General features: G+C 44.9%; 13 protein-coding genes. 4 read left to right on the top strand and 9 right to left on the bottom strand.

Going from position 1 to position 10,830, the window contains the following annotated elements; all coding sequences use genetic code 11:
* Window positions 1–197 precede the first annotated feature (197 nt).
* The 8 genes from ACE1AQ_RS02590 to ACE1AQ_RS02555 form a co-directional block, all read right to left on the bottom strand.
* Window positions 198–1,280, bottom strand: a complete 1,083-nt coding sequence (locus ACE1AQ_RS02590) for a sulfate ABC transporter substrate-binding protein (protein WP_106908940.1) — start codon at window positions 1,278–1,280, stop codon at window positions 198–200.
* Between the two features lie 986 nt (window positions 1,281–2,266).
* Window positions 2,267–2,659: a DUF5615 family PIN-like protein gene (locus ACE1AQ_RS02585; protein WP_106908941.1), complete on the bottom strand. Its 393-nt coding sequence runs from the start codon at window positions 2,657–2,659 to the stop codon at window positions 2,267–2,269.
* Window positions 2,656–3,033 carry a DUF433 domain-containing protein gene (locus ACE1AQ_RS02580; protein ID WP_061432720.1) on the bottom strand — a complete coding sequence of 126 codons (378 nt, stop codon included), beginning with the start codon at window positions 3,031–3,033 and terminating at the stop codon, window positions 2,656–2,658. The genes ACE1AQ_RS02585 and ACE1AQ_RS02580 overlap by 4 nt, the downstream gene beginning before the upstream one ends.
* Before the next feature lie 240 nt (window positions 3,034–3,273).
* Window positions 3,274–3,645, bottom strand: a complete 372-nt coding sequence (locus tag ACE1AQ_RS02575; RefSeq protein WP_110543463.1) for a clan AA aspartic protease — start codon at window positions 3,643–3,645, stop codon at window positions 3,274–3,276.
* Window positions 3,642–3,917: a hypothetical protein gene (locus tag ACE1AQ_RS02570; protein WP_002733756.1), complete on the bottom strand. Its 276-nt coding sequence runs from the start codon at window positions 3,915–3,917 to the stop codon at window positions 3,642–3,644. The genes ACE1AQ_RS02575 and ACE1AQ_RS02570 overlap by 4 nt, the downstream gene beginning before the upstream one ends.
* Window positions 3,918–4,055: 138 nt before the next feature.
* A complete protein-coding gene (locus ACE1AQ_RS02565) occupies window positions 4,056–4,181 on the bottom strand; it encodes a hypothetical protein (protein ID WP_255348744.1) in 126 nt (41 codons plus the stop codon).
* A 5-nt stretch (window positions 4,182–4,186) separates the two neighbouring features.
* Window positions 4,187–4,375: a hypothetical protein gene (locus ACE1AQ_RS02560; protein ID WP_110543461.1), complete on the bottom strand. Its 189-nt coding sequence runs from the start codon at window positions 4,373–4,375 to the stop codon at window positions 4,187–4,189.
* A gap of 4 nt (window positions 4,376–4,379) precedes the next feature.
* Window positions 4,380–4,853 carry a type II toxin-antitoxin system VapC family toxin gene (locus ACE1AQ_RS02555; protein ID WP_008195957.1) on the bottom strand — a complete coding sequence of 158 codons (474 nt, stop codon included), beginning with the start codon at window positions 4,851–4,853 and terminating at the stop codon, window positions 4,380–4,382.
* A gap of 278 nt (window positions 4,854–5,131) precedes the next feature.
* Between ACE1AQ_RS02555 and ACE1AQ_RS02550 the strand changes: the two genes are divergently transcribed.
* A complete protein-coding gene (locus ACE1AQ_RS02550) occupies window positions 5,132–5,683 on the top strand; it encodes a transposase (protein WP_002759060.1) in 552 nt (183 codons plus the stop codon).
* 604 nt (window positions 5,684–6,287) lie between these two features.
* Complete coding sequence (locus ACE1AQ_RS02545; protein WP_110543458.1) at window positions 6,288–8,618, top strand: cation-translocating P-type ATPase; 2,331 nt, start codon at window positions 6,288–6,290, stop codon at window positions 8,616–8,618.
* 297 nt (window positions 8,619–8,915) lie between these two features.
* Here the strand turns inward: ACE1AQ_RS02545 and ACE1AQ_RS02540 are convergent, their stop codons facing one another.
* Entirely contained in the window at window positions 8,916–9,257 is a 342-nt protein-coding gene (locus tag ACE1AQ_RS02540) for a hypothetical protein (RefSeq protein WP_008195905.1), read from the bottom strand.
* A 12-nt stretch (window positions 9,258–9,269) separates the two neighbouring features.
* Between ACE1AQ_RS02540 and holB the strand changes: the two genes are divergently transcribed.
* Both holB and ACE1AQ_RS02530 read left to right on the top strand, forming a co-directional pair.
* Window positions 9,270–10,235, top strand: coding sequence for a DNA polymerase III subunit delta' (gene holB, locus ACE1AQ_RS02535; RefSeq protein ID WP_008195903.1), 966 nt, complete (start codon window positions 9,270–9,272; stop codon window positions 10,233–10,235).
* Window positions 10,236–10,272: 37 nt separating this feature from the next.
* A complete protein-coding gene (locus ACE1AQ_RS02530) occupies window positions 10,273–10,485 on the top strand; it encodes a hypothetical protein (protein WP_008195901.1) in 213 nt (70 codons plus the stop codon).
* The last annotated feature ends 345 nt before the right edge of the window (window positions 10,486–10,830 follow it).

Below are 10,830 nucleotides of genomic sequence, written 5' to 3'. Positions count from 1 at the left end.
TCGGTTAACAATCTGTAATATTCCTTGTTGACACCCTTACTGACAAGGAAAAAACTGAAATCAAGTCAGGATAAGGGTTGGAGTGCTTACTGAAAAAATTGTTAAGAAAGATCCCTATAAGGGATAGCTTATTAAGGGGGGATTAAGGGGGGATCAATTAATCAGAACCACTTACTTAGCTGACGGCCTACTACTAATTAACGCTGAATTTGGTCAAAAATCGCCCCATCAGCGAAGAATTTTTTCTGGATCGCATCCCAGCTACCAACCGCAGTATAGGGGAAAAGATTCGACACTTTTGGATATTGTTTACTAAACTCTTTAGCCACATTAGCATTAACGGGACGGAAACCCACCTTGGCGAATTCCCGCTGCGCTTCCGGAGTAAAGAGAAATTGGGCAAAAGCTGTCGCTACTTCCCGGGTTTTGCGTTTATCAACTATTTTATCGACTACGGCCACGGGCGGATCGATCGAAACATTGACCGGAGGAATAGTATAGGAAAAACCAGTTTCTCCTTTTTGACGGGCCAGAATCACCTCGTTTTCGTAGTTAAGCAGCACATCCCCCTGATCCTGTTTAAAGAAGACATCGCTGGCTTCCCGGGCATCTTTGGGTAGTACAGGCACGTTTTTATAGACATTGCGGACGAAATTGGTCGCTTGTGCTTCACTGCCGCCGGTCCGAGTTACCGATCCCCACAGGGCCAGAAAATTCCACCGGGCCACCCCAGAGGTTTTCGGGTTGGCAGTAATGACTTTAATCCCCGATTTGGCTAGATCTGGCCAGTTGCGGATTCCTTTGGGATTGCCCTGACGAGTAACTAAAGCGACCACGGAACGAGTGGCGATGGCATTGTTGGGTAATTCTTTCTGCCAACCGGGGTTAACTAAACCCGCTTTTTGCAAGCGTTCCACATCGGAACCGATGGCCAAATTTACCACATCTGCATCTAATCCGTCGATAACAGCGCGGGTTTGGGAACCAGAGCCGCCATAACTCTGTTTAATCACCACATCCTGTTTTTTCTCTCTTTTCCATTTGTTGACGAATAGAGGAATGATTTTTGAGTAGGCCGATTGAGTCACCGCGTAGGAAACCAGGGTGATTTCCACAGTTTTTTGTTTAGCTTGCTGTTTATCCGGACTTGCCAGCAGATTACTCGATGCCGATAGGGGACTAGAAGTTAGTCCGATTCCCGTTGTGACGACGGCAGCCGTAGCTAGAGAAATAAAAGGTAAGAGGGTTTTCGGTTTTGAGGATCTAGGATCAGGGATCACGATGTCATCGGCTCCTTTGTTTATTTATGGGAGATTGCTAAGTAGGTAGGCACAATTATTTGTAGGATGGGTTAGCGGTAGCGTAACCCATGCGGGCGTTGGGTTTCATGCTTCAACCCAACCTACGTTCATTTTATATTTAATTCCACCCACCTACTTAGGTATTTTCTCTGAGATTGTATTTTATATGAAATAAAAAACAATTACAATACATCAGAGAAAAATTATACTGTCTCAGTTGGGTTAGATGCCAATAAATTAAGCTATTAATGGCTTGATTAGGTCGAAAAACTAGAAATATTCGATTTATAGGGCTTAAATATGCCTTTAAATTCGCCTGAAGCCTCTTTATGCTTCCAGAATAGAGATTTTATCGTTTTTATGGAAAAGAAAAAATTTTTTAGCGATCAAAAACCTCTCCCTAGGTGGCTTCACCGGTGAAGTTAGCGGACTTTAGCAACTATTACCCTAAAATTGAAGCGGTCTAACGACTTCCATCAATGTGCATGGTGCGTTCCCCAAAATCTATTGGTGGAGCAGTAGGACTTGCATTATCGCACTGAGACAGTCCAGTAGGGTGTGTTAGCGTCAGCGTAACGCACGAATTTTGAACATTATACCATTTCTCTAAATGAAAACTACACATCGAATTTAAATCCCCCTTTAAGTTCCCCTTTTTAAGGGGGATTTAGGGGGATTAAACTTCTGTAGTCAGACTTTGGAGAATTGGTATTAGATAAGGTGCGTTACATTTCATTAACGCACCCTACCAGGTCGGCGTACTGCTACGCAGTCCCTTCGGCATCGCACTTAGACTGACAGCTTCAATCAATGTGCATGGTGCGTTCTCAAAAATCCTGCATTAGGGAACGCACCCTACAGCGATTGCGATCTATTCAGAAACTTGCCGCATAACGGCTAAGTTATGCCGTGCATCTCACCGATAAGACTGCGATCGCCCTAATTTTTAAGCGTAGCCGACAATATCATGGAATGAATAACCGACCAACCCCCTTGTAATTATCAATATCTACAGCAATTTCGATCAGTCGTTCAGCGCAGCGCTCTCTATACTCAGCTTCACTCAAACGATCGAGATTTCCAATCGTCAACACTGGAAACGATTTCTCTGTGTTCTCTTCTCGCATAACCTGCTCAAGGGAATCATCACCCTTCATATTTCGGTTAGCAGTAAGAATCATCATCTCCTGTTCTTGAGCATAGCACCAGACTACGCGATCGCTACTTTCCATCGACAATCCAACCTCTCTAAAGGTGACAAATTGGACAGACTGAAACTCAAGCCAACCACGTTTTGCCAATATACCAAGAAAAATCAGCGCATAACCGTCGAGGTTGTAGTCAACTAAGAAAGTCATTGTTTTTGTGCGGCACGTCTGGCTCTCTGCTCCTCAAGCTTTGCCCAAAACGCTTCTTGTCCTGGTTTATGTGGCATTGCTGCAATTCGAGCAAAGCGTTCACGGTTACGATCTTCCCAGTACTGGCGAATTTCTTCCCTATTCTGAAGAACCTCTTGATATTCAACCTCGACCTGAGCTTGGTTTGCCTCAATGTAGGACAAAGCTGCGTCAATTTGCGCGTCCGTGAGGTTAAATGTGTCACGAATCAGTTTAGGAGGATAATCAGCTTTTAGGAGATCGATCACATCATAGAGGGTGATGCGCGTGCCAGCGATCGTCAGTCCTCGCTCTGTACGGATAATTTTCGCTTGTTGGTTTGCCGTCCAGGTCATTCCCTTAGCTCCTTAGAATCCACTTAATGGTCAATGGTTTCACCAGACAAATATTGGTCAATTTTTTCTGACCAATCAGGTTCACAGTTCATTATAGCCCGCCCCTTACGCGACAAGATCAGTGTACTGCTAGGCCGTGCCTTCGTCATCCCACTTAGACTGACAGCTTCAATCAATGTGCATGGTGCGTTCTCAAAAATCCCGCATTAGGGAACGCACCCTACGGCGATTGTGATCGCACTATGACAAAGGTTTAATTGTCACTAATCCTCCAGCAAAACCCTGAATATTCAACTCATAGCCATCAAGTAAACCCATACCAACTAATGGATCTGTCTCTGACTCATTGATTTCAATAGATTTGATCTGACCATCCCAGATCACAGTTGTCTCAAATACGTTAAACATACAGAGGCTTCCATCGCCCAAGATTCCCTCTTCTTGCATATACCACGTTAATCCTAGTGTTGTAATGATAGCGGAAGGCAACGTGAGAAATCCAGTGTAACCAGTGTCAATAACTGCTTTAATCGCTTGCCTCTGGTGATTTTCGCCTAGCACTACGAATTGAATAATTGCTTCTCGGCGCGAATTGACGCTCCCCATCATCATGGCGACACACTGGGGGAACGAAAGCCAAAACGATGGACGGCACGATGTCCAATGCGAATACCAAATATTTGTGCATCAGGAAAACGTATTAACAGTTGTTTAGCAGCTGTTAGGCTGTCGTCAGCCACTTCAAAAGCCCCTGTTTCGATGTCTATTGCTACAATCTTCCCATGATTCCCTTCCTCGATTTGGGAGCGTACCTGAGACTCATAGACTTCGTGTCCACGTCGGGCAAATTCTTCTTTGCTGTAGCGGGGTTGTCGAACTGTCATTGAAGCGACCCTGTGGCAACTTTTGCCCCTCTATTTTAACCTAAACATTGGCAATCTTCGCTAACATTCCTCAACTGGGCCCACAAGAGCAGCACCGCACCTAACCTCACAGCTTCAATCAATGTGCAGGGTGCGTTCTCAAAAATCCTGCATTAGGGAACGCACCCTACAAGATCGGCGATCGCTACAATCGGAACGATCGCACTTGACTCGCTGGTCGGCATAACGGCAAAGTTGAGCCGCTGCCGGATTTCCTTTGCTCAAACATATCACTCTTGGGTAGTCGGCTCCAACGCCTTGTTAAACTGTTGTTGATGTTGCAGTGATACTAATTGTCTGCCACTCGCGACTTGTCTTGTCTGCCAATCAGCAAATATGGCTTTGAAATCATAATTAAAAGATTTAGCATGCTCTTCTCGTATTCTGTGCAATTCTTCAAGAATTTCATCTTCCCACATAAATTTACTCTCCCATTAATTCATAGGGTGTACAAATGGTCGGCAATTTATAGCCAAAATCACGGCAGATTTCGGTAAGCTTTTTTTGGATTTGAGCGTTAGCAATATGTTTACAGTTCCATGTTAGCAAGTAATCTAATCCATGAACGGTGGCTACGGCAATGTGAATAGCATCATCGGATGCTTTAGCGGGAAGATTACTTCTAGTGAGGAATTGCATTCCCAAGTCTTCTATAGTGTCGGTAAGCTCAAGCACAGAGAGACTTTGCAGAATCTCTAGCCTCTTGCTTGCCATTTCTGTATCACCCTGTCCCGCTTCATCTAAGACAACTTGCGAGATGTAAAGGGTAAATTGACTACGGCGAGTTTCCCACCATCTTCTGGTTATTTCCAAATTTGCCATGAAGATCAAGTTGTTGCTTGGTCTAACGGCTAGATAGCCAATAACACTGGTTTCAATATAGACGGTTTCCCTCACAGCACTTTCTGAATTTTATTTGTCCCTCATTCTATCGCATTTGAGCTTTATTTTGAGGGTTTGCGAGGGAATTAGTGCGTTACATTTCATTAACGCACCCTACGAGATCAGCGATCGCACTCCCCGTTAACGCTCCTTGCGCCTATCTGTTTTGGCTCTGATTGCGTCCTTGTTCCCCGCTTCAGATATGATGTAGGGTGTGTTAGCGTTAGCGTAACGCACGAATTTGTTGATTATCATTCAAGTTGTACATTTCATTAATACACTCTACGATCCAAATGTCTAATTATCGAAGACCTCATGTATTTGGAGGGACTTTCTTTATTACTCAAGTCACTTATCAGAGAGAGCCTTGGCTTTGTTGTGATGTGGCTAGAAAAGCGCTTAGGCAAGGAATCGAAAAGGTTAGAGTGAAATATCCTTTTGTGATTGATGCTTTTGTTCTATTACCTGATCATTTTCATTGTTTATGGACGTTACCAGATGATGATCAAGATTTTTCGGTAAGGTTACGATTAATCAAAACTTATGTCACAAAGCATTATGGGCAGGCATTGGGGGTTAATCGTGAAGTTTCTCGATCACGGCAAAAACGAGGAGAAGGGAATCTTTGGCAACGCCGATTTTGGGAGCATTTAATCCGAGATGAACAAGATTTTGCAACACATTGCGATTATATTCATGACAATCCAGTGCGGCATGGTTTCTGTGAAAATCCTCAAGATTGGCAATATTCCAGTATCCATCGGTTTATCGCTCAAGGAATTTATCCCCAGGATTGGGGTAGTGGTGAACGTATAGCCAAGCCTGAAGGTTTTTGGGATGATTAAGCAATATAAATGTATCAAATATAGTGGATTGTTTCAGCTAAAATAGGGCGATAGATTTCGGCTTAAAGTCTTAGATTATAGAATTTATAGCATTTTTCTAATACACCAAATTAGATCAAACAGTCCAGTAGGGTGTGTTAGCGTCAGCGTAACGCAGGAATTTTGAACATTAGATAAGGTGCCTTACATTTCATTAACTGAAACAGTCCAGTAGGGTGTGTTAGCGTCAGCGTAACGCAGGAATTTTGAACATTAGATAAGGTGCGTTACATTTCATTAACGCACCCTACAAGATCGCACTGAAACAGTCCAGTAGGGTGTTTTAGCGTCAGCGTAACGCACGAATTTTGAACATTAGATAAGGTGCGTTACATTTCATTAACGCACCCTACAAGATCGCACTGAAACAGTCCAGTAGGGTGTGTTAGCGTCAGCATAACGCAGGAATTTTGAACATCAGATAAGGTGCGTTACATTTCATTAACGCACCCTACAAGATCTATTGCCGATCGAGAATGAATCAGGAAGAGATCGCCAAAATAGTTTAAAAATCCGTCGATAATTTCTAGGATAGAAGTAAAGACCATCCTTGCCTACTTTTTCTATGATCCTAGCCGCCGAAACTGGACTAAAAACCGCTACTCTAGACGTAAAAGGCATGAAATGCGCCGGCTGTGTGAGTGCCGTAGAAAGACAACTCAGCCAAAATCAAGGGGTAAAATCGGCCCAAGTTAACCTAATCACGGAAATTGCCGTGATTGAATACCAACCGGATGCGATCGCACCAGAGCAGTTGGCCGCAAAATTAACCGCGATTGGATTCCCCACCCAACCGCGCAGCTCATCGACTCCCCTTTCTCAACAAAATCAACGTCGGCAAAACCAACAAAAAGAACAGCAACAACAATTATACCGATTAGCGATCGCTTGTTGTTTACTGGTTTTTTCCCTGATTGGTCACTTACACCACATCGGGGGACCGGAAATCCCCATCCTTCAAAGTATTGCTTTTCACTGGACTTTAGCCACCCTAGCCATTTTATTCCCCGGCCGCGATATTTTCATCGATGGTTGGCGCGGATTACGGCACGGGATGCCAAATATGAACACTCTCGTTAGTTTAGGCACAGGTAGCGCCTATATAGCCAGTTGTTTGGCTCTTATCTTCCCTAATCTCGGTCTAGAGTGCTTTTTCGATGAACCGGTCATGCTGTTAGGTTTTATTCTCCTCGGACGGACTCTAGAAGCGCATTCCCGTCATCGTGCAGCCGCAGACTTAGAAGCGCTTACCTCCCTACAACCGGCAGTGGCTCACCTGATTGGTAGTACAGATGACCGTGTGGGCGTGGCCATTCCCGTGGAACAGCTGCGCGTCGGGGAATGGGTGCGCGTCTTACCCGGAGAAAAAATTCCCGTGGATGGGGAGATTATTCAGGGAAGAACCACGGTAGATGAAGCTTTATTAACGGGGGAATCGCTGCCGGTGGTTAAGGAAATGGGAGATCTAGTCATTGCTGGCAGTTTCAATCTCTCTGGTGCGATCGCAGTGCAAACTCGTCAGGTGGGGACTGATACCACCCTAGCTAAGATTATCGCAGCCGTGGAATCAGCCCAAACTCGCAAGGCCCCGGTACAGAAGATAGCGGACCGGGTAGCGGGTTATTTTGCCTACGGAGTCATGATAATTGCCCTAATTGTGCTGCTCTTTTGGTATTTTTGGGGAACTAGGCTCTTTCCAGAGGTGTTAGGGTCAACCACAGGACACCACGAGATGATTCAACCCACTTCTCCCTTACTTTTGTCCCTAAAATTAGCGATTTCTGTGCTTGTGGTCGCTTGTCCCTGCGCTCTCGGTTTAGCCACACCGACGGCCCTACTGGTGGGAACCAGTTTAGCAGCCGAACGGGGCATTTTAATTAAAGGGGGTGATGTTTTGGAAACTGTCTCGCGACTGCAAACGGTGGTTTTTGACAAAACGGGAACCCTCAGCCAAGGTCATCCAGAAATTACCGATTGTTTGAGTTTTTCTGAGCTTAATCCCCTGGAAATTCAACAATTAGCGGCAGTAGTGGAGAGTGGTACTAATCATCCTCTTGCTCAGGCGATTTTAGACGCGGTTACTCCCCCTACTAACCTGACGGGGGAAGATTTTCAAACTGTGGCCGGATTGGGAGTTTCTGCAAGGGTGCAGGGGTCGAAAATTGTTCTAGGAAATCGGCAATGGTTGGCACAGAACGGCATTAAAATCGATGAAACTATCTGGGGGATTCAAGAGCTTTTACAAGCGGGTAAAACGGTGATTTATCTGGGGATGGAAGAACAATTACTCGGCGCGATCGCTTTTCAGGACCGATTACGTCCCGATGCTCAAACAACCGTGAATCAGTTACAAAAACTCGGTTTAGAGGTGATTTTACTCAGTGGTGATCGCCAAGAAGTGGTGACAGCGATCGCTAATAGTTTGGGTATTAGCCAATTTTATGCCGAAGTTGCCCCCACCGAAAAATCGGCCTTAATTGCCGGCCTACAGACAAAAGAGGGCAAAATCGTGGCTATGGTCGGGGATGGTATCAATGATGCTCCTGCACTAGCACAGGCTAACATCGGTATTGCTCTGGCCGGTGGCACAGAAGTGGCCATGGAAACGGCCGGGATCGTTTTAATTAGCGATCGCCTGGAGGATGTGGTACAATCTCTGCATTTAAGTCTGGCTACATGGCAAAAAATCCGACAAAATCTTTTTTGGGCTTTGGGTTATAATACCTTTGCTATTCCCATTGCCGGTGGTTTATTACTGCCCCGTTGGGGTCTAGCTTTCAGTCCGGCCCTAGCAGCAGCTTTGATGGCTTTTAGTTCGGTTATGGTAGTGAGTAATTCCTTGCTTTTACGTCGTCAATTTCCCCCACTCAAATCGACGAAGGAAAGCGAAAATTAAAGCAATTACCGATTTTTTCTCGATCAATCCATCAAGCACCAAAAAGAGCATTTTTTCATCGTCGAAGATGATCAAAACAGAACCCAAATTCTCTTAGAGGATAGGGAAGAACGTAGGTTGGGTTGAAGCATGAAACCCAACGCCCGATTATGTTACGCTACCGCTAACCCATCCTACAAATAATTGTGCCTCCCTTCTTATATCTGAAGGAAAAGTTAGCCCCCCAGTTAAATCACGGTGATAAGATGGTATTTTGTCCCTGTCTTTGTCAGTTGACGGAGACAGGAACAAATCGGGTTAAGCGGTAATTCTGGTCAGGGATTGGCCTTGATAATTGTTGGTAATAATCTGGTGAATAGATTGGAAAAATTGCCGACAACGATTATTAGTTCTCAGGGGCAGCTCATGATTTTTTACCAATAAATCGATCTGAAGTTCCGAGCTAGTGGGGGGATGAATAAATAATTCCACTTTCACCAACTGGGGAAAGAGAGCATCGTTAGGAACTTCCGATAAAAGTAACACATCGGGCCGGCGCTTGATGATTTCAAATTCACCCAAACTCAGGATATCATCGTATAAAAACCCGGTCTGATGAGGAGAAATTCCGACAAAATAAGAACAGGAATAGCGAGCCATGGCAGGGAAAAGATGATAGATTGGTCACGGTTAATCGGTCAAAATCAGGCCATTGAACTACTACAAAGAGCGCTTGAAATCAATTCGATCGCTCCCGCTTACTTATTCGCCGGCGCTAAGGGGATTGGACGCAATCTGGCCGCCAAATGTTTCTGTCAAGACTTGTTAACTAGAGAGCGATCGCCGGAAACAAGGGAATTAATCCTGAAACGCTTTCTGGGGGGCAATCATCCCGATTTACTCTGGATTGAACCCACTTATCAACACCAAGGCAAACTGCTCACCGCAAAAGAAGCACAGGAAAGCAATCTCAAGCGTAAAGCTCCCCCGCAAATCCGCATCGAACAAATTCGCGAGATTACTAACTTTTTAAGTCGTCCTCCCCTGGAATCGGCCCGCTCTGTGGTGGTGATCGAGGCAGCAGAAACCATGACGGAATCGGCGGCAAATGCCCTCTTAAAAACGCTTGAGGAACCTGGAAAAGCCACTTTAATCCTGATTGCTCCCAGTCCCTCCTCTTTACTACCCACTCTCGTTTCTCGCTGTCAACAGGTCCCTTTTCAGCGTCTTTCGGAAGAAAATCTCGCTCAAGTCCTCCGCTCTAACGGACACGCTCGCGTTCTCAATTATCCGGCAATTATCGGTTTAGCCCAAGGTAGCCCCGGAGAAGCGATCGCCGCTTTAGAATTTCTCGATAGTCTCCCCCAAGATTTACCGCGATCTTTGAGCAAATTTCCCCTAAAACTCTCCCAAGCACTGGAATTAGCCAAAATTATCGCCCAAACTCTTGACACGGAAACCCAATTATGGTATGTGAGTTATCTTCAGTATGAGGATTGGCAACGACGACGAGAGCGATCGATTTTAGAAATCTTGGAAAAAACCCGCCGGCAGCTGTTAGCCTACGTTCAACCCCGTTTAGTCTGGGAATGCACTTTCTTGGCATTGGCCAAACTATCCACCGCCCAAAAGTCTTAAAATTGTTATATTTATCGATCGAGTGGGGAGAAAGACTATGAAAATCAAATCCTTAGTTTTGCTGATTCTGTTAACCTTGACTACGGTTTTAGGTGCTTGTCAGGGAGGAAAAGAAGCCGAAGAACCGAAAAACGTCCCTACCACGGTAGAATCGCCGCAAAAAGACGAAGATAGTGATAAAGACGGGGAAAAGCAGCAAAAAGACGGTGATAATGACCAGAATAAAGACGATGACGATGATGATGACTAGGGTTTGCGGCAAAAAGTTTTTCGGTGGGGTTAGGAGTCAGTAGCCAGTAGTCGGTCGTCAGGAGAATTAAGAATGAATAATAATCAATTAAATTGTCTATTTACAGATTTTAGTCAATTTAATCCTTATTTTTGCCGCTTTTGAACCCTTAACTAGGGTTTGCGGCAAAAAGTACGGGCGAAGCATTCGGTTAGAAAATCTACGGTTTCACCGATAGGTGATTGTCCGAATGCTTCGCCCCTACAGGATGCGGGCCGATGAAGACGCAAGGTTTTGAACGACGATTCTCTCAAAATCTTGCACCTGTTTCGCGAAAAAAGCCACAAAACTCTTACCTTGCCTACA

The sequence above is a fragment of the Microcystis sp. BLCC-F209 genome, from assembly GCF_041928595.1.
In the GTDB taxonomy this organism is placed as follows: Bacteria; Cyanobacteriota; Cyanobacteriia; order Cyanobacteriales; family Microcystaceae; genus Microcystis.
This window is presented reverse-complemented; position numbering and strand designations above follow the sequence as displayed.

Coding starts and splice junctions, on each gene's coding strand:
- ACE1AQ_RS02550 (WP_002759060.1), top strand. CDS start 5,132: ATGTCTAATTATCGAAGACCTCATGTATTTGGAGGGACTTTCTTTATT.
- ACE1AQ_RS02545 (WP_110543458.1), top strand. CDS start 6,288: ATGATCCTAGCCGCCGAAACTGGACTAAAAACCGCTACTCTAGACGTA.
- ACE1AQ_RS02540 (WP_008195905.1), bottom strand. CDS start 9,257: ATGGCTCGCTATTCCTGTTCTTATTTTGTCGGAATTTCTCCTCATCAG.
- ACE1AQ_RS02580 (WP_061432720.1), bottom strand. CDS start 3,033: ATGACCTGGACGGCAAACCAACAAGCGAAAATTATCCGTACAGAGCGA.
- ACE1AQ_RS02570 (WP_002733756.1), bottom strand. CDS start 3,917: ATGACAGTTCGACAACCCCGCTACAGCAAAGAAGAATTTGCCCGACGT.
- ACE1AQ_RS02575 (WP_110543463.1), bottom strand. CDS start 3,645: ATGATGATGGGGAGCGTCAATTCGCGCCGAGAAGCAATTATTCAATTC.
- ACE1AQ_RS02560 (WP_110543461.1), bottom strand. CDS start 4,375: ATGTGGGAAGATGAAATTCTTGAAGAATTGCACAGAATACGAGAAGAG.
- ACE1AQ_RS02530 (WP_008195901.1), top strand. CDS start 10,273: ATGAAAATCAAATCCTTAGTTTTGCTGATTCTGTTAACCTTGACTACG.
- ACE1AQ_RS02585 (WP_106908941.1), bottom strand. CDS start 2,659: ATGACTTTCTTAGTTGACTACAACCTCGACGGTTATGCGCTGATTTTT.
- holB (WP_008195903.1), top strand. CDS start 9,270: ATGATAGATTGGTCACGGTTAATCGGTCAAAATCAGGCCATTGAACTA.